The organism is Methanobrevibacter arboriphilus JCM 13429 = DSM 1125, from assembly GCF_002072215.1.
GTDB classification, from domain to species: Archaea; Methanobacteriota; Methanobacteria; order Methanobacteriales; family Methanobacteriaceae; genus Methanobinarius; species Methanobinarius arboriphilicus.
Map to the genome: position 1 here is coordinate 245,446 of NZ_JXMW01000006.1, position 20,118 is coordinate 265,563.

Annotated in this window: 18 protein-coding genes; 6 read left to right on the plus strand and 12 right to left on the minus strand. The window is 23.7% G+C overall.

Annotation, left to right across the window (positions count from 1 at the left end; genetic code table 11):
- The first annotated feature begins 448 nt into the window (after nt 1-448).
- Together MBBAR_RS04955 and MBBAR_RS04960 are read left to right on the plus strand one after the other, a co-directional pair.
- On the plus strand, nt 449-1,939 hold the full coding sequence (locus tag MBBAR_RS04955; protein ID WP_080460177.1) for an acetyl-CoA carboxylase biotin carboxylase subunit: 1,491 nt from the start codon (nt 449-451) through the stop codon (nt 1,937-1,939).
- Nucleotides 1,940-2,281: 342 nt separating this feature from the next.
- Nucleotides 2,282-3,202 carry a biotin--[acetyl-CoA-carboxylase] ligase gene (locus MBBAR_RS04960; protein WP_080460179.1) on the plus strand — a complete coding sequence of 307 codons (921 nt, stop codon included), beginning with the start codon at nt 2,282-2,284 and terminating at the stop codon, nt 3,200-3,202.
- 222 nt (nt 3,203-3,424) lie between these two features.
- Here the strand turns inward: MBBAR_RS04960 and MBBAR_RS04965 are convergent, their stop codons facing one another.
- From MBBAR_RS04965 to rqcH, 5 genes are all read right to left on the minus strand, one after another.
- On the minus strand, nt 3,425-4,600 hold the full coding sequence (locus MBBAR_RS04965) for a TIGR03576 family pyridoxal phosphate-dependent enzyme (RefSeq protein ID WP_080460180.1): 1,176 nt from the start codon (nt 4,598-4,600) through the stop codon (nt 3,425-3,427).
- 435 nt (nt 4,601-5,035) lie between these two features.
- A complete protein-coding gene (locus tag MBBAR_RS04970) occupies nt 5,036-5,533 on the minus strand; it encodes a TIGR00288 family NYN domain-containing protein (RefSeq protein ID WP_080460181.1) in 498 nt (165 codons plus the stop codon).
- A gap of 314 nt (nt 5,534-5,847) precedes the next feature.
- Complete coding sequence (locus MBBAR_RS04975) at nt 5,848-6,162, minus strand: hypothetical protein (protein WP_042701612.1); 315 nt, start codon at nt 6,160-6,162, stop codon at nt 5,848-5,850.
- A 670-nt stretch (nt 6,163-6,832) separates the two neighbouring features.
- A complete protein-coding gene (locus MBBAR_RS04980) occupies nt 6,833-7,573 on the minus strand; it encodes a hypothetical protein (protein WP_143746138.1) in 741 nt (246 codons plus the stop codon).
- A 406-nt stretch (nt 7,574-7,979) separates the two neighbouring features.
- The gene (gene rqcH / locus MBBAR_RS04985; RefSeq protein WP_080460184.1) at nt 7,980-9,998 is read right to left on the minus strand and encodes a ribosome rescue protein RqcH; all 2,019 of its coding nucleotides are present in this window, start codon (nt 9,996-9,998) and stop codon (nt 7,980-7,982) included.
- Between the two features lie 692 nt (nt 9,999-10,690).
- On the opposite strand from rqcH, the gene MBBAR_RS04990 reads away from it, so the two are divergent.
- The gene (locus MBBAR_RS04990) at nt 10,691-10,984 is read left to right on the plus strand and encodes an EMC6-like membrane protein (RefSeq protein ID WP_052332057.1); all 294 of its coding nucleotides are present in this window, start codon (nt 10,691-10,693) and stop codon (nt 10,982-10,984) included.
- A gap of 165 nt (nt 10,985-11,149) precedes the next feature.
- Here MBBAR_RS04990 and MBBAR_RS04995 read toward each other — a convergent pair whose 3' ends face one another.
- Entirely contained in the window at nt 11,150-13,036 is a 1,887-nt protein-coding gene (locus MBBAR_RS04995; protein WP_080460186.1) for a DUF2070 family protein, read from the minus strand.
- 809 nt (nt 13,037-13,845) lie between these two features.
- Here MBBAR_RS04995 and MBBAR_RS05000 point away from each other — a divergent pair.
- Nucleotides 13,846-14,394, plus strand: a complete 549-nt coding sequence (locus tag MBBAR_RS05000) for a FumA C-terminus/TtdB family hydratase beta subunit (protein WP_080460188.1) — start codon at nt 13,846-13,848, stop codon at nt 14,392-14,394.
- Nucleotides 14,395-14,440: 46 nt separating this feature from the next.
- Here the strand turns inward: MBBAR_RS05000 and MBBAR_RS05005 are convergent, their stop codons facing one another.
- The 5 genes from MBBAR_RS05005 to MBBAR_RS05025 all read right to left on the minus strand — a co-directional run bounded on the left by MBBAR_RS05005 (nt 14,441) and on the right by MBBAR_RS05025 (nt 18,613).
- Nucleotides 14,441-14,794, minus strand: a complete 354-nt coding sequence (locus MBBAR_RS05005) for an OapC/ArvC family zinc-ribbon domain-containing protein (protein ID WP_158082531.1) — start codon at nt 14,792-14,794, stop codon at nt 14,441-14,443.
- Nucleotides 14,795-14,931: 137 nt separating this feature from the next.
- Nucleotides 14,932-15,282 (minus strand): DUF2073 domain-containing protein, encoded by a 351-nt coding sequence (locus MBBAR_RS05010; protein ID WP_080460192.1) that lies wholly within the window; start codon nt 15,280-15,282, stop codon nt 14,932-14,934.
- Nucleotides 15,283-15,295: 13 nt separating this feature from the next.
- Nucleotides 15,296-15,910, minus strand: coding sequence for an Era-like GTP-binding protein (locus MBBAR_RS05015; RefSeq protein ID WP_080460194.1), 615 nt, complete (start codon nt 15,908-15,910; stop codon nt 15,296-15,298).
- Nucleotides 15,911-16,267: 357 nt separating this feature from the next.
- Complete coding sequence (locus tag MBBAR_RS05020) at nt 16,268-16,969, minus strand: metal-dependent hydrolase (protein WP_080460196.1); 702 nt, start codon at nt 16,967-16,969, stop codon at nt 16,268-16,270.
- A gap of 336 nt (nt 16,970-17,305) precedes the next feature.
- On the minus strand, nt 17,306-18,613 hold the full coding sequence (locus tag MBBAR_RS05025) for a hypothetical protein (protein WP_080460197.1): 1,308 nt from the start codon (nt 18,611-18,613) through the stop codon (nt 17,306-17,308).
- A gap of 587 nt (nt 18,614-19,200) precedes the next feature.
- On the opposite strand from MBBAR_RS05025, the gene MBBAR_RS05035 reads away from it, so the two are divergent.
- On the plus strand, nt 19,201-19,392 hold the full coding sequence (locus MBBAR_RS05035; RefSeq protein WP_080460252.1) for a class III signal peptide-containing protein: 192 nt from the start codon (nt 19,201-19,203) through the stop codon (nt 19,390-19,392).
- Nucleotides 19,393-19,405: 13 nt separating this feature from the next.
- On the plus strand, nt 19,406-19,597 hold the full coding sequence (locus MBBAR_RS05040; RefSeq protein WP_080460199.1) for a class III signal peptide-containing protein: 192 nt from the start codon (nt 19,406-19,408) through the stop codon (nt 19,595-19,597).
- An 8-nt stretch (nt 19,598-19,605) separates the two neighbouring features.
- Here the strand turns inward: MBBAR_RS05040 and MBBAR_RS05045 are convergent, their stop codons facing one another.
- A complete protein-coding gene (locus tag MBBAR_RS05045) occupies nt 19,606-20,070 on the minus strand; it encodes a phosphopantetheine adenylyltransferase (RefSeq protein WP_080460200.1) in 465 nt (154 codons plus the stop codon).
- Nucleotides 20,071-20,118: the final 48 nt, after the last annotated feature.

The following is a 20,118-nucleotide window of genomic DNA, read 5'->3' on the forward strand; positions in this document are numbered from 1 at the left end:
ATAATTAATTCTATTTAATTAATTCATTCTTATTATTAGATAACTCATTAATATTATACTAAAAAAATTTTAAAAAATTATTTATAATATATTAATAATATATATGTTTATTATAATCTATATTAATTATCAATATTCTATTTATGATTATTATAATCTATTTATAACTATTATAGTCTATTTATAATTATTATTATAATTTATCTTAACTATTATAGTCTACTTATAATTATTATTATAATTTATCTATAACTATCATAATTTATTATTATATTACTCAAGTATAAAGTATTTAAATAGATATAAAATGTTTAAATAATTTATTAAAATCTATAGAAACTTAGAATCTATAGAAAACTGAAATAAACTAAAATTAAAAATTATATATTTAAATAATTAAATATTAATTAAAGAATTATATGTTAATCAAAACTAAAAGAGGCTCTAAATGTTTGATAAAGTATTAATTGCCAATAGAGGAGAAATAGCTATAAGAATAATGAGAGCTTGTCGTGAATTAGATGTTAAAAGCGTAGCCATTTACTCTGATGCTGATAAAACATCTCTTTATACTAATTATGCAGATGAAAGATATGCATTAGGTAATCCCTCTCCTTCAAAGAGCTACCTTAACATTGATAAAATAATGGACATAGCTATTGAATCAGGGGCAGAAGCTATTCACCCAGGTTATGGTTTCTTAGCTGAAAATTCAGAACTTGGAAAACAATGCGAGAAAAATGGAATAACACTTATCGGACCAAGTGGAAAAGTCATTGAATCTATGGGAGATAAAATCACCTCTAAAAAGTTGATGAAAAAGGCAGGAGTTCCTGTTATTGGAGGAACAGAAAATGGAGTAACTGATATTGATGAAGCTGTAAAAATTGCAGAATCTATTGGTTATCCTGTTATTGTTAAAGCATCAGCAGGAGGTGGAGGAATTGGTATGCGTACTGTTTATGAAGAAGATGAATTAATACGCGCAATTGAATCCACACAATCAGTAGCTTCAACAAACTTTGGAGACTCAACAGTATTTATTGAAAAATATATTGAAAAGCCAAGACATATTGAATTTCAAATTTTAGCTGATGACCATGGAAACACAATCCATATAGCTGACAGAGAATGTTCTATTCAACGAAGACACCAAAAATTAATTGAAGAAGCACCATCACCAATTATGACTGAAGAATTGAGAGAAAAAATGGGTGAAAGTGCAATAAAAGCTGCAGAATATATTAATTATACTAGTGCAGGGACAGTAGAGTTTTTATACAGTGAAGGAGAATATTATTTCCTAGAAATGAATACTAGAATACAAGTAGAACATCCAATTACAGAAATAATTACTAATATAGACCTTGTTAAAGAACAATTAAAAATAGCCTCAGGAAAAGAATTAGGATACTCTCAAAAAGATGTGAAAGTTAATGGACATGCAGTTGAATGTAGAATAAATGCAGAAAATCCATTAGCAGATTTTGCACCAAATCCTGGGAAAATTACAGGATATAGATCTCCAGGAGGTCCAGGAGTTCGACTCGATAGTGGAGTTTATATGAATTATTCAATTCCAACCTTTTACGACTCAATGATATCAAAATTAATTACTTGGGGAAGCAATAGGAATGAAGCTATATCTAGAATGAAAAGAGCTTTGAGTGAGTATATTATTCTTGGTGTTAAAACAACTATTCCTTTCCATAAGGCGATAATGAGAAATAATCATTTTTTATCTGGTGATCTTCACACTCATTTTGTTGATGATTATAGAAAAGGAATTGATGATGATATAAGAGAAATAATGGAAGAAGAAACTGAAAGAATAAATCGTATGAGATCTACATTTATGCCTGGTAAAAAAGTAGCTGCTATTTCAGCAGCTGTAGGATCTTACTTAAACACAGCTAAAAATCAACAAATTAAAAAATAATTTAAAACCTGTGATTTAATAATGCATAATCATATTTATAATTAGAATATTTACAATTATAAAAATTTTTAATTAGAATATTATTCATAATTAAGATATACATAATTAGAATATTATAATTAAAATAAAATAATAAATAGATTAAGAATAAGAAATAATATTTAAATAAAAAACAACAACTAGTAAAAAAATAATAATTAATAAAAAACAACAACTAGTAAAAAAATAATAATTAATAAAAAACAACAACTAGTAAAAAATAACAATAAAAAAAATATAAAATAACAATTGAAAAATTATAAAATAAATTGAAAAATTATAATATTTCTACTGCGTGATCTTATGAAAAAAAGTATGCAAGAACTTTTATCAAAGAATAAAGAGAAAATATCAAAAGAATCCGCTGAAAAAATTCTTAAAATTGATGAAGCAGAAATTGCAGAAATTTTAAGAGAAATTGGAAGCCAGGAAATAGATTATATACCTAGTGGAATGATTAAAAAAGGATTAACTACTGAGTATATAGGAAAAGAAATTTATAGTTTTAATGAGGTTGAATCTACAAATAGTGTAGCTAAATTCTTAGCTAAACAAGGATCTCCTGAAGGTACTGTAATTATATCTGAAACTCAAACTAAAGGAAAGGGAAGAAGAGGTAAAAAATGGGAATCACCAAGTGGGGGAATTTGGCTTTCCATAATACTTAAACCAGATATTGACCCTTCAAAAGCACCACTTATAACTTTAGCTACTGGAGTTGCTGTAGCTAGAACTCTCAGAGGAATGAACATTGATGCTAGAATAAAATGGCCAAACGATATACTTATAAATAATAAAAAAGTCTGTGGAATCCTTACAGAAGCAAATGCTAAATTTAATACAGTAGAATATGTTATTGTAGGCGTAGGCATTGACACAAACTTAAATGTTGATGTTTTAACTGAAGATGTTAAAAAAAGAGCAACTTCTCTAAGTGTTGAAGCAAAAATAGAAATAAGTGAATCTGAAACTATTTCAAACTTCCTTAATGAGTTTGAAGAAATATATGACTTATTCAAACTTGAACAGTTTGATGATATACTATATGACTGGAGAAAAATGTCACAAACGATTGGAAGTTATGTTGAAATAAAACAGCCATTAGGAAAAGTATTAAAAGGAACTGCAGTAGGGATTAATAATCAAGGGGCTTTAATACTTGAACTAAACAATGGAAAACTAAAAAAAGTAATCTCTGGAGAATGCACACTTAAAGAAAATTAGTATATATTTTAATCCCATAACATTACTTAATTTTTTATTTATTATACTTTCTATTTATAATATTTAATTTATATTATAATTTTTAATTTATTTTATATTTTTTTATTGTTATTTTTTTATTATTTATTTTTTATTAATTATTATTTTTTTACTAGTTGTTGTTTTTTATTTAACTATTATTTTATTATATCTTAATTCTATATACTTCAAATTTTTCTATAATTATTCTATATTAAATAAAACTTTTCTAGCCAAATTTTCATCTTTAGAGACACTTAATAAAGTCTTAAAAGAACTGTTTATTTTATCAAATAGAAAATTTATATTTAAATTTTTAGCATCATTAGCTGCTAGATCAAATCTAATTGTTGGCGAAGCTCCAGGCATTGAAACCGCAGGAATTGTAATTATATTTTCCTGTTTTAAAAGTATCATAGCCCATAAAAAACAAAGATCCTTAGATGAAATATTTGGATTTATTTCATTATTAAGTAGTACTTCTTTTTCAAGAGATTTCTCAGAGACCATAATTCCAGTAGGAGTTCCTTCAAACATAGAAAAATTATTATCAACCAAAAGTACCAATTTTTCCTTTTTAGATAGCGATTCTCTCAGATTATTTCCATCATATTCTTCAAGACCTTTAACCATGGCCAAAATACTTGGAGGTTGAGCTTCTAATCCAAATTGATGAGCTTTAGTCTTTATTTTATCTATTAATTCAGATCTTCCAGCCATTAAACCACCTCTTGGACCCATCATTAGTTTATCTGTACTTGTAACAACTAAATCAGCCCCTAAGTCAATAGCTTTATCTTGAGAATATATAGCTGTTCTAAGCCTAGCACCAGAAGCATCATCAACCAATACAGGAATATTATTATTCTTAGCAATACTTATAACAGCTTTAAAATCATTCATTTCTAATATTTTATGATCCATAGTTGATCCTGTGATAACAACTAAAGAAGTATCTTCTGAAAAATTATTTTTAAAATCATCAATATTATCAAATTCTGAATATTTAGCACCTACAAGTTTACAACTACGAGGGATAGATGGATGAGCAGGAAATTCTGGTAAAAAGTGTATTACCTTAGTATTTTTCTTAACAATAGCTAATATAGTAGCTAAAATTCCAGAACTAGTTCTATTGACTGCAAATATTTTTTCACCACCAAGATGTTCTTTACCAACAATTTGTAATTCTTCTTCGAAAATTGCAGGACCAATGTATGTTTCTAAAAGATTTAAATCATTTTGTGTAGCTAAAAATCCTCCAGACAAACCAGTTAAATCACATAATGAGTTTTTACCCTTTTTATCAATTATTGATTTAATTACTTTAAGAGAAATCTCTCTTTTCTTCATCTCATCTAATGAATTTTTAATTAACATATAATCACCAAATAACATACTAACTAAATAACAATCTAATCAAATAACAATCTAACTAAATAATTAATAATAGTAAACAAACAACAACTAACTAAATAACAATATTAAACAAACAACATTGTTAACTAAATAATAATATTAGCAAATAATAATATTAAATTATAAAATAAAAATAATTAAAGATTCTAATAAAAAGGATGTCTAAATATGAAATTTTTAGTTTATTTAAGGTAAGGTTTAAATAGCTTAAAATAAGCTTTATAGAAGTTTCAAACATATTTTACAAAAATAACTAATAATATTTATAAAATCTTTTTTATAGATTCTTTATAGGTTTTTTTAAACTATTTTTTATAAGCTCTTTTTAGAAATTTGAAAAATTAAAAATCAAAATATTCAAATGATATTATCAAAACATTAAAACATTCTTTTAAATTAGCTTTCTAAAACCTCTCCTTCTGTTGAAAGAATAATACACTTATCACAAGAATTTTTTAAAGCAATTGAAAAACCATAATCAACACCAATAACTATAGTCTCTTTACCATTCTCTTTAGCTTTATTTATAATAGGTAAAAAGTCTGCATCTCTAGTCATTAATGCTATTATATCGATATTAGGATTATAAATTAACTCCATCGCTTCAACAGCCATATGAACATCAGTATCCCCAGCAACGACTAAAGGAGTAAATCCTTGATTTACAACAGCCTCTATAAGCTTATCTGAAGCATATTGATTAAAAAGAACTTTAGCTATTCTCAAATCACCAGAAGCATCTAACAAATTTTTTATAACTTTTAAATCTAAATCAAATTCTTTTCTAAGTATATTTGGACCATCAACTAGAAGTCCAATGTTACTATCTTCAGCACCTTTTTTCCTAAGAGGCATATATCGATTTAGGGAAGCTAATTTCTCAAATTTTCTCATAAACAATCAACAGAATTATTACATATTTTTTTTCTAATAATATATTTATTCAACATATTATATATATTTTTTACAAAAATGCTAAAATAATTAATAAAATACTAAAATAATAAATAAAATAATAAATAATTGAAGGATCATGCAAAATTAATCCTTTCAAAAAGTAAAAATAAAAAATATAGAATCATATAAAGTAAAAAAAGAAATAGAGTTAAATATTAAAAATAATATTTTAAAAATAATATTAAATAATTTTTTAAAGATTTTCTATAAGATGTTATATCTAATTTAAATTAGAAATATTAATAAAAATATTAATCTAATTTAAAATTAGCTTTGAATATTTCAGTTAGAACATTTAAATCTTTGTCAAGAATAGGTAAAGAAGTGAAATTCTCTTCTCCTTCATTATAAGAATATTCTGCATCGATTATTTTACCTTCAGCAGTAGTATAGAATATTATACTATCTCCTTGTTTTTCTGGATCTTTTGTAGGTAAAAATATTTCTACGGATGCTCCCAATTGATCGAAAAACTTTTCTTTTTCATTTTCATCTTTGGCAACCTTTTTAAATTTTCGAATTCTTGATTTCAATTTTTTTTCTGCAGCTTCTGTAATATCAGCCATAATATCACCCTTATTCTAATCTAGAAATATATTATAAATAATATATTTTATTCTAATAATACAATAAATAATATATTTATTCTAATAATATAATTAATATAGTGTATTCAGTATATCATAATCTATAAATCTTAAAGTATTAAATTTTAAACTATTAGATTTTAAATTTGATCTTTTGTTTGTGTATTTTTATATTCTAAAATTTATTAAACTTAGAATATTTACATTTGATATAAAATTTATATTTAATATGAAATTTAAGCTATCTAAATTTTAAATTAAATTAACAAAGTAGTATTATTTAACCTTATAATAGTATATAAATGTTTATAGAAATTTTTTATAAAAACCTTTTAATACTATGAAATATTTTTAATACAAGTTTTTTTTGAATAAAGTAATATTAGAATTAAACATTAAGTGAAACAATATGAAATGATAATTAATGACAAATAAAAAAAGATATTAATTAAATAAAAAACTTTTTATAAATGCATTAATACTTTTATAAATATATTAATAATCTTTATAAATATACTTATTATTATAATTTTTTTAAATATATTTTTCTATAAATATATTTTTCTATTATAATTATATTTTTCTATAATTTTCATATAAATTTCTTTTAAATTAATATCTTATTTATAAAATAATAAGTAGAAAATTTTCAATTCAATTTAATAAAACTTTCGATTACATAAATATCTAAATTATCTCCTTTCCATCCAATAGCAACATCTTTATCATTGATAGTAAAATAAGCCCATGTCATTTGACCATTAAAGTCTTGAGTAGAATAGTTATCATACTGAACTATTCTTAGACGCTTATCAAGTAACATTATATTTGTATCATTAACAACATTATCATTAGCATACTCATAATTAATACGGTTTAAAGGATTTTCAACATTAGAATCATTAGTTACAACAATAGAAAATGAACTATTTCTTACAAAAAGTTGTGAAAAGCTATCATAATCCACAAAATCAACTGATTTATTAGCTGTTAAATTCAAATAGCCATCAATACCATCATATTCTGTTTTATTATTAAAGATAACAAAATCATCATAATCTGATTTAATAAAACCTTTAAGTCCATTGATAGTTATTTTAGAATAACCTTCTTTTGGTTCGATTTTTATATCAGAATTATTTTTAGTAGATGAATTATTTTCAGCAGTTATATTTTTTGATGTAGTTGAACTATCATTAGTATTGTTTGAAAACATTTCACTAATTGGATTAAATACACCTGGTGATAAAATAGATAAAGAAGCAATTCCTACAACTAATACAACAATTATTACTAATAAACCAGGAAGCATACTTCTACTTCCTTTTTTACCATTATATATACTATCATCATCGTTCTTTCTTGATATAATTACACCCCATAAATGCAATTATTATATAATTATAATTATTATATAATTATTAATAATTATTACGTATAATTATTATAATTATTATTATGAATTGTCATGTACATTATAATATTTTATAAATAAATTATTTATGTAATAGTTTATTTTATGTAATAATTTGTTTTTTATAAACTTTTTTTATAAACTTATTTTATAAACTTATTTTTATATAATAATTTATTAAAAATATAATTAACTATGTAATAATTTGTATTTAATTATATATAAAATGTAAATAAAATAATGATAGTAATAAAATGATAATGATATAATGATAATAAAATAATAGTAATAAAATATAGTGATAAAACGATAGAATAAAAGAATAATAATAAAATAATAATAATAAAATATAGTGATAAAAATAAAGATATTGGTAAATTATCTAGGAATCAACAATATCACATTTACCAGATGGTAAAACTCTTACAACATCATCTAAACTGATTATATTATCTTCATTAATCTTATACAAAATTTTTTTAGCTATAGCCTCTTTTTTTGTATAGCCTGGTTTTATAATAACATAATTGTCTGTATGAGAACTCACTGCATCAACTGGACCTGCCATGATTCTTTTCCCTTCATAATCAACAATACCTACTGCAATTTTTAAATTCACTCCACGAATATGATTTCTATTTCCTCGAATTATAAATGAGCCTTTAGCTACAAACTCACCAGACTCTGGAGATTTTGAAACTTGATCAGGATTAACCCAATATACATCCTGAGTTCCATAATTTTTTGACCATGCACTTGAAAATGAAGCTGCGAAAATTGCAGATTCTTTAAGAGTATTATCATTTACTTCATTACCTTCAGTTTTTATTACTACTGAAGATGCCCCATGTATATCAGAATGAAGATATATATCATTATTATCTAAATATTTCTTAACAACCGCCTCATTAGTATTTGCATCACGACCACCAATAACAAGAAAATTATCAGAACTAACAAACCATCTCAATTTTTCATACCAAGTAAGCTCCTTTTTAACTCTCTTTTGTGGAACCATAATATTATCCATAGCTATATCTCTCTTATCCTCCATTTTCTTTAGTTGCTTTTCAGTATTTTCAATAGCTATTAAAGCACCTTCAATCTTTCTTTTAGCTTTTTTAGCTTTTTCATAATACATTTCAGCATTTTCAGGAATAGGAATCTTAGAATCAATAGAAATTTTTTCACCATCAATATCAAGAACTAAATTGCCTAACTTATCCATAGATTCCACAATCTGAGCTTCATCCATCCCAGATTTTTTAGCATCCTTTAATGTTTTAGCTATCTCTTTCCAAGGATATTCTTTAGATCTTGCATTTTGAATAACATTTAAAAGATTTTCAATTTGAGAATAATTTGCATATAAAAGATCTCCCTTTTGTTTAGAAACTTTTATAGTCTTTTTAAATCCAGTTAATGTTTCATTTTGTATTTTAAGCCTTTTTTCATATTTTCCAACTTTTTTATCCCATATATCTTCTTGAACACCCTTAATTTCATCTTTGATTCTCTTTGAAAAAAATTCATCAGCAGCTTCATTGAAAGTATCAAAATATTCTTTTTTATATTCATTATTATCTTCATAAAGTTGAATATTTAAAGGTAAAACATCTTCTTTTGGTTTATTTATTTTATTTAAGCCTTTAGAATTATATGAAATGTTATCATTTCTTATAACAATATTTGGATCAATTTTATGATTTTTTAAAGGAGTAAATATATCTAAAATTGTTTCATAAATCTTATTAATTTCTTCATCTTCTAAATTAGAAGCTATAGTTTTTTTATCTATACCTGCTCTTAAAACAATCTCTTCAGAATATATCCCTCCTAAACCACTTCGAGCTAATGTTCTTATTAAGTCGGTATCAGAATCATTGAATAATTGGATTAAATCCTCTTTTTGAAGTTCTAGAGGATTTATACCTCTTTTTGGAGGATATTTATATTCTTTTTTAGAACTAATATCTCTATCACTCCATTGCTTTCTTTTCAAAGGAATAACAATATTGCCTTCTTCATCTAAAAGGATTATATTACCCTTAGAAAACAACTCAATCACAAGATTGTAAGTTTTTTCTTTTTTAATTTTTATTTCAACAACACGATCAAAATTATGCTGTTTAATAGAAATAATATTAGCTCCTTTCAAATGTTTTCTAAGAACCATTGGAAATGAAGGAGGGATTTTTGGATTATCTAAAGGATATCTAGTAGTATGAATCCTTACACCTGCTTGAAATACAACATCAACCCTTCCAGTACCTCTTACATGAAATCTCATAATAACCGTATCTTTAGTAGGTTGAAAGGACTTATCTACTCTTGCACCTTCTAAAAGTTCATTTAATTCATAACATATAGCATTAATATCCACATTTGACATTGTTTTCATTGGTAAAACCCTTTTAATTCATATTATAAAGTTAATCATGATATTTAAATTTCATAAATATATAATAAATTAGTTATATAATAATTTAAGTAATCAAATAAATTAATGTTATCAATTTTTATATTAATAATAAAATAATTAGTTAATATATTTCTAATAAAGTAATTATTAGTAATAGATTTCTAATAAAATATTATCAATTAATATATTTTTGGCTTTGTAGAAATCCTTATTTTTTACACTTGAAATTTTTACTTTTGTGAAATTAAATTGTTAAAATAATTCTTTAATTTCAAAATAAAGGATTTTTAATCATAATCTTTTTTATAATTATATTGATATTAAAAGGATTTCTACAAAGCCATATTTTTAATAAAGTAATTATTAGTAATAGATTTCTAATAAAATAATTAATAATTTAGTTTTTTAAACAAAATAAAAATAAGTAAATTATATTAATTTTGATGAGTTTTTAAGAAATCTTTTAAGAAACACAGTTATATTTATAAGCTATATATTTAATATATGATAATTACACATTAATTAATTTATATATTAAATCAATAAAATAATTAAACCACTAAATATATTAGATACTAAATATATTAAATTAATAAATATAACTTGATAATACAATTTATTAATAATAAAATTTAACTTATTATATAATCTTTATTTATGGAGGAAACTTAATGGAGATAGATACTGGTGTTAAAATCACCTCAATACATATTGTAGCTGCTATAATTACAGGTTACATAACTTCCTTAATAAGTTTAGGAATGGTACCAGGAATTGGTCAAAACGACCTTATAGCTGGTGTAATTGGAATTATTGTACTTTATGCAATGGGTCAACTATGCGATAGATTATTTGGAAAACAAGAAGGATTCACAAAATGGTTATGGGATGGAATCGTTCCATTTGCATTTGCATGGTTTGTAGTTTGGACTCTTATAATAAATTATGCACCAGTAATTTTCTAAAAATTATTTTTTATTAAATTACTTAAATTTTCTCAAATTCATTTTTTATTATTGACTTTTCTAAATTTTATATTATTATTTTTTATATTTGTTTTTATATTATTTTTATATTATTTTTATATTATTTTTATATTATTTTTTATCTATTTTTATAATATTTTAAATCTATATTCCTGGCAAATAAAAAATCCATACAAAGACAAACAATATTGCTAAAATAAATATAATAGGAGCCATTATTTTACTAACAGCCACAATTGAACTAATTGTTGAAACTAATTCTATAGAGTTATTAGGTCCAAAGGTATTAAGTCCAACAATCCTCTCAACAGAACAACCCACTTCTACAGGTTCTAAATCATTAATAGCATCTTTAATACTAATTTTAATGTAATTAATTATTTCTTCTCTTTTAGTAAGGCCTACTGGGTTATATCCATTAGATAAAGTATTTACAAAGTGAGTATCTGTTGTCATAACTTCAACTTCATCTATAGGCAATTCATCATCAGATTTAATAGCTTTAATAATTTCTTCCCTAAAACCTATTTCCATATTGTTTGAATCTAAAAGAATATAAGCCATTTTTTGACTTTGAGTTTCTATAACCATTAATTTAAGACCACTCTCACCAACACCATTGTTTTTATCTAAATCTTCCATTAAATCCTCTGCACATCCTACTTTAATCCCTTTTTCAGTAGAATGACATTTAATTTTATCAATGGCATCTAAAAGATGGAATACTTCAGGGTTTCCTGGAAGTACCCTACCCTTTTCTTCATTAAAAGAATTATGACAATCAACTATAATACTATTTTTAACATTACAATGTTTCTTACTTTGACTCATCATAGATAAACCTACGCCAAACTCAATATCATCACTACCAAAAGGGGCAAAGGTACTTAACATAACCATACTATCATTAAAAAATTGAATTCCAACCTTAGCATTTACTTCACAATATCTTAAAAATTTACTAGCTTTATCACCATAATTAATAACTTTTAAAGCATTTTTAACAGTATCTTCAATTTTATTAATCTCTTTTTGAGAAACTGGATTGAAATCATGAGTAGAAGGACCATGAGCAACCATAGTGAAATTTTCAAATCTATCTGCAAGAATTGTAGGCATATTAGAACCACCAATACTTCCAATAGGACCGGGATGAACACAAGGACTAATAAAAAGAGATTTTATATCAGTTTCCGAGTAGTTAATTTCTTCAACAGATTCATTTTCATCAGAGGGGTTTTTAATTTTTCTTCTAAAACTAACAATACCAACTAATGTATCAATTGGTTCTCCAATATCTTCAAATATCTTTTCAAGAGAACCACTACCATCACTAAGATGAGATATAAATAGACTAACAAAATCTAAAAGACCAATACCTAAATTTTTTCTCATAGGAGACTCAATTACTGCTACAAATGAGTATATAGCCAGTAAAAAGATTATATTAGCAACAATAACCTTTACAAATAATGATAAAAATCCAAACTCAAATACTTTATCTGCACTTCCAAGGAAAAGTACTACAACCAACATAGCTAAGATTAATAAAGGCTGTAAACAAGCTACAATTGCTGATTTAAAAAGTCCTATAGATGAGGTGCTCCAGAAAACAAAAATTAAAAAAGCAAAAACAAGGACACAACCAAACAAAACAGCGTTAGTTAATAGTTCTATATTAAATATTGAAGATATTATAGTTCCTATAATAGCAATTAAAACTACTAAAACCATAGACATAAGAGCTAAAAGCATTGAATGTTTTGTTTTTAAATTAATACCTTTCATTGAAGTTATTAGCTGTTGACTTAAAGCTCCCCCAATAATAGAACTAATACCAAAAGCTCCAAAGCCAAATGCACCACCATAAAATATTTTTTCAAGAACAGTTAAATTCATAGAAGGATCTATAAAAAAAATCAATACTCCTGATATAAAACTAATAAATATCATGGAAAAGATTGATATTTTAGTGCTAGGGAATGTTCTAATATATTTTGATAAACCTGCTACATTACTCATACTTGACATTAATTAACACCTAACTCTGCTTCAAATAAAAACAATTAATAGACAATGCTAAATATTTAGTTTCCGAATGTTTTTCTAATTACTAATTAACTTATTCAAATTAACTTATTCTAATATAAATATACTCTAATATAATATTATTAATATAATATTATTATAATATAACCTATTCTGATATAAAACTATTTTAATATAATATTAGTCTAATATAACCTATTCTGATATAAAGCTATTTTAATATAATATTATTCTAATTATTAATATCAATATAATAATATATAATAATTTTATTTAAAAATAACCATTATAACATAATCAAAAATCATACTTATCTATATAATGATTTTTATTTGTAATATTATTGAATAAATCTTAAATAAAATATATTGAATAAATTTTAAATAATTATATCGAATAAATCTTAAATTAAAATATTTTAAATAAGTTTAATACTATTTATCAGATAATTATTATTAAAAATATAGTTTTACAAAAAATGTATTTTTATAATATAATTATATCATAAAATTATATTTATATTTAAATATTATAGATATTAATATTTAGATATTATAGTTATTAAATATATTATCTAATTTCAATATAAAAATTAATATATAATAAATAATAAAGAAAATATGAGTGGATAATTAAAATATAAATTAATTGTTTGAAAAATGAGTAGATAAGAATTTAAATAAAATCTTAATTAGAAATCTAATTATAAATTAAGATTAAAAAATGCAAAATATAATTTAAATTATAATAAAGCATTTGGAAATATTTTTAATAAATTTTTAGGTGGTTTTTTGAAAAGATTAATTACTCCTGTGAGTTTTAATGATATAAAAAATTTAAAAGCTGGAGATATTGTTACTATTAGTGGAAAAATTCTTACAGCTCGAGATCAAGCTCATAAAAGAATGATAGAACAAGGGAAAGATAAGATACCCTGTAATATCGAAGGATCTGCTATATTCCATGCTGGACCCATCATCACAGGAAATAAAACATCTGGATTTGAGATAGTAGCTATTGGACCAACAACAAGTATGAGAATGAATCCTTATGAAAAAGAAGTAATCGAAATGGGATCAAAAGTTATAATTGGAAAAGGAGGAATGGACAATACTGTTAAAGAGGCTTTAAAAAATGAAGGTGCCATTTATCTTGTTGCAGTTGGAGGTTGTGCTGCTCTTTATGTTGATTCAATAAAAAATATAGATAACGTTCATTGGCTTGATTTAGGTATGCCAGAAGCCATTTGGGAATTAGAAGTAGAAAATTTTGGACCTCTTATAGTAGCTATGGATTCTCATGGAAATAATCTTTTTAATAGTCCAAAAAGACAAAGCTAAAATTATTAAAAATTGAAAAATAGTAAAATTATTAAAAATAGAAGAACTAATCCTTTTTATCTCCTTTTCTACTTTTTTTTAAAAGAGAATTTATATTTATAGCATAATTTCCTTCTTTATCAGAGAAAACATCAGTTTCTCCTTCTAAAATATGTTGAAGATTTACTTCATAAACACCTTTATCTTCTACTTTTATGCTCTCAACAGAATTTTTATTAACACTTACTTTTTCTTCAGATAGATCTTCAGATGATGAATTTTCTTTTTCTTTTTCTCTACGTTTTTTCTCTTCAATAGCCTTAGTATTAACAAATTTGAAAAGTTTACTCCCACAATTCGGACATCCATCTAATAAATCATCACCTTCTAATTCTGTTCCACACTTACTACATATATTCAAATAAATCACCATTAATAAAAAAATAAATAATAAAAAAATAATCAACTTAATAAATTAAACTTAATACTAATAATAAATCAGATTAATCCTATAAGAATAATATAAAAATAATATAAATATATTATAATAATAAAAATTTAACTATTAAGATCAGCAACCATAGATAAAAGATTAGATTGTTTTTTAACTGTTTTCATGACATTAGCAGGGCCAATAATTGTAATAACAACAGTTCTCTTTTTTGATAAACCAAAAAATGAAGCAGAATCTTTTTCTAATGTATGGACATCAATACCAACAAAATTCTCAATATCAATTTCTCTCATAGTAGTTTCAATAAGCTCTGCTCTTTCTGAAGGAGTTAATCCTCCTTCCATAACAACAACAGCACCATTTTTAACCTTGTCAATAATCATGTAAATTTTTTCCATGCTTGTGACATTTTCAAGAGCTTCGGAGGATATGAAATCCATTTTTAGTCCTTCCATTTTATACACTCTCCTAATTAAACTTATCAAACATTGCTTTATAAAGTTCTTCTATTTTTTCACCATTCAAAGCAGAAATAGGAACAACAGTGTGCTGTGGGAAAACTGAAACTATTTTATCAGGATTAGAATTTTCAATATCAATTTTATTAGCTACCACAATGAAAGGAATATTTCTTGCTTCCAAATTACCGATTATAGTTATATTAGTTTGTGTTAAGGGATCAGAAGTAGCATCAACAACGAGGAGAACTCCTGTAACATCATCTAACCATTTAATTGCTTCAATAATTCCCTTAGTTGCTTCTTTAGCTCTGTTTTTCGCCTCATCCTCTTCTAATCCAAATTCTAAAAAGTTTTGATAATCAATTTTAGTAGCTATTCCAGGAGTGTCAATAATATCAAAATCTAATTCATTTTCTCCATTTTTAATTACTACTTTTTCTTGTTTTAAAACAGTTCTAGTTTCATGTGGAATATTAGAAGCTGAACCAATATCTTTTCCCATCCAATCTTTAGCTATTTGATTAGCTAAAGTTGTTTTACCAGAATTGGGATGTCCATAAAGTCCTATACTGACTTTTTTATTTCTTTTAAATAAATTTTTTATAAAATCAAATAAACCCATTTTATCACTCAGAATAAATAATGAATTAAAAGCTCTAATGATTATATTAATATTTATAATAGATATATTTATATCAAATATGTTTAACATTAAGGAATATATTTATATTAATATATTATTTTAAATATTATTCAAAAATAATTATTACTAAAATAATCATTAGTATTATAATTATTACTATTATAATTACTAGTATTATAATTATTAATATTATTTTTAATTATTATTATAATAATTATATTATTATAATTATTATCCTTATTATTAATACAATTGAAAGTTAAATTATTAAGATTATATTATTATGTAATATTATGTAATTTATAGCATATAATACTTTAATAATAAACTATATTTTTAAGATTTGAAGGTTTCTCCAGGATTTAAAATAACAGTTTGTATTTCAGGAGCCATCTGCATCACAAAATTAGAAAATATAGCTGTATTTTGTTCAATTATTGGGAAAGTATTATAATGCATTGGAATAACTACATTAGGAGAAATCCATTTCGTAGCTATAGATGCTTCAAATGGACCCATAGTGAATTTATCCCCAATTGGTAACAAAGCAATATCTGGTTTGTAAATATCTCCAATCACCTTTTCCATATCACCAAATAAACCAGTATCCCCAGCATGGAATATTTTAGTTCCTTCTTCAGAAGTTATAAGAAAACTAGTTGGACATCCACCAGGAATGATTTCTTCTAAGAAATCTAAAGTTGAAGAATGTTTTGCATCAAGCATAGTGATTTTTATATCTTGGATGTAAATTGATCCACCCATATTCATTCCCACAGACTCTAATCCTTGCTTTGATAAAAATAAAGAAACCTCATGGTTTCCAATAATCTTTGCACCAGTTCTATTAGCTATTTCCATAGCATCTCCAAAATGATCCGCATGTCCATGAGTTACTAAAATTAAATCTACTTCAATTTCCTCAACAGGAATATTACATGAAGGATTATTGCTTATAAAAGGATCTATTAAAATCCTAAGTCCTTTATCTGAGATTATTTCAAAGGCAGAGTGCCCTAACCAAGTAATTTCTACCATTTCACCACTTCTTATAATAAAATACCCTATTTCTAAATATTAGCTAATAAATATCATCCCATAATAAATATTAGCTTATAAAATATAGAGTATAATAAATATCAATATATAATAAATATAAGTCTGTAATATTAACCCATAACCAATAGAAGTTAATAATATTAATCTATAATAAATATAAGTCCATAATAAATATAAACCCATAATATAAGCATATGATATTAACCTATAATCAATATAAATCAATAATATTAACCTATGACAAATATAAGTTTAAATAAATATAAACCTATAATATAAGCATATGATATTAAGCTATAATAAATATTAATCTATTCATATTTTTAAATCATTAGCTATCTTCCATGATTTATCAAACATTGATTTAATATTAGAAATAGATTTTGAATCATTGTAAACAGCACCAACATCTAAATCATTCTTAAAATCATTATTATAAATAATTAATGCGTTTGATTCATCAGCTATTAAATTAATTGTATCTATTGAAGGTAAAGTTTTTATTTCAACTCCTTGTTCAAGAAGAGAAGTAATTAAAAGAACATGAGACATATTTTTAATATCAAATTCCTTAATAATAATTCTTACATCTAAAGATGAAAGTTTTGATAAAAATTTATCATCATCAATATCATTTATTGAATCTATTTTTAATGACATTTCTTTTTTAGCATGTTTAGCTAACTCATCAAATGCATCTTTAGAATTCATAGACCCCTTAGAACAAATAACATAACTTCTTAAAAATTTGGAAGAATTCTTATCATCATCAAAAGGAATATTATTAATACCATTATTATTTCCATTAAAATTATCCTTAATTTTATCAATATTATCATCATTAATATTATCATCAAAGCTATTATCAATATTAGGTTTATCAGTAATATCAGCACTATTATCATCAATATTATCACTAAAATCATGATAATTGTCATCTAAATTATGATAATTTGATTCATTATGAACAGGCCTTATAAAATCATCACTTGCAAGTGCTTTTACAATTGCATCAGATTTTCTCATTCCATCAGTATTCAAATTCTTTTCATTATCAGGTTCTATATAATTAGTTTTATCGTTCATTAAAAGTTTTTTGTTCTTTTTCTGTGGTCTTCTAGTTACTTTCATAGGCTTTTCATAGTTAGGAGTAAATCTCAACTTTTTGTTATTTTCATTTGATTTAGGATTTATTGGTTTTAATACAGATTTTGGATTTTTCCTTTTTGAAGTGTTTTTAACTTTATCTTTTATTTTATTAGTATCAATAGACCCCAATTTATTATTAGTTAAACTATTCCCTAAACTATTAGATAAACCAGTTTTTTTAATATTTTTATTAAGATAGTTATCCTTACTTTTAATACTATTCTTATTTTTAAGATTTCCATCTAATGTTAATCCTTTAGATTCATTATTTAAATTTTTTTGAAAATCTTTCAATTTAGAAACCTTTCCTCTTTCAAAAAGAGACAATATTAGTAAATATGTTCCTATAATAAATAAAATAATGCCAAAAATAGTAAAAATGTCTATAAGATGAAAAACATAGCTTTCATAAATGATAATTATCCCTGCAGCTACTAAAACTAATCCTCCAAATATTTTGACTATATTTGCCATTAAATCACCATACAACAAAATTCTTTTTTATTTATTTTAATATCTTTAAGAAGCTATTTTAAGAAATTATTTTAAGAAGTTATTTTAATGAACTTATTTTAATAAGGAATTTTAATAATAGATAAAAATTCTAATTTAGTAACATAAATTTCATATAATCATGATAATTTTAATCCTCATCTATAATATATTATTTATAGTTTCTTCTCTTTATAAATATGATGTTTCATATCATAGAATTAAATAATAACAAATATATCGTAATACTTTTTTTAAAATAGTTAATATTAAATAGTTGAAAATATAAACAATAGAGTAATAACTTATGGAGAAAAAATAATATGAAAATTTTTAAAAATAAAATAACTGAAAATAAGGTAAATGAAAGTAAAACAAATAAAAATAAAATAAATAAAAATAAGATAACTGAAAATAAGGTAAATGAAAGTAAAATAAATAGAAATAGAATAAATGAAAATAAAATAAATGAAAATAAAGTAAATGAAAATAAGATAACTGAAAATAGAATAAATAATATAAAACATAAACTTCAAAAAATTAATATCACAAAAGCTGAATTTCTAAAAATGGAATTAAAAATTCTCAAAAGAGAAACTAATGGGCAAGGAGCAGCTGAATATATATTATTATTTGGAGGGGTGATTGTAATAGCAATAGCTGCATTAATGATATATAAAAGCTATTTTTCAAATGCACAAACAAATTTAAATGCAAGTAAGGACTTTGAAGATCTTAGAAATGCTATGAATGCAACTTAAAAAGAAGAATCTAATGAAAATAAAAAATAAGACTTATAAAGAGGAAGAAGGGCAAGGAAGTGTTGAAATAATATTATTAATTGGATTAATATTAATCATTGTTATATTAACAGGAAATTATATCTTTAATATTTCAAATTCAATAAATAATAGTTTAAAACAACTGATAGAAAAAGGAAGAGATGAAATTTTATTAAAAGTATAATAAAAAGGTCATATTAATAAATGACCTTTAGTATCTATTTCTCCTTTACGAATTCTAGTAGAAGATATAGGAATTCCATCTTCGGCATAAACAAAACTAATTACAATAATATCAAGAGCTTTCATACCCTTATTTTTACGAATTTCATTGATTTCAATGGCAGTAGGTTCAGTTTCTTCACTTACAACAATAGCATCAAAATCATCTTCATAAATAGTAGACCCATAAGAATCATCTAATTTAGCAATTTGGAAATTATTATGCTTTGAATATAAAAAATCATTCAAATTACCCATTCTTTTATCACAAGAATCAATATTTCCTTTTTTACCTCCAAATGCATTTGAAGTAACTCCAATAACTACTAATTCACCATGTGAAAAAGCTTCCTCTAATAGCTTCCTATGGCCATTATGAAACCTATCAAAAGTTCCACCAACAGCTACCTTCTTATATTGTTTTTCTATTGTCATTTCAATCCTTAATAGAATTTGTTGATAATAAATCTAAAAATAATTAGT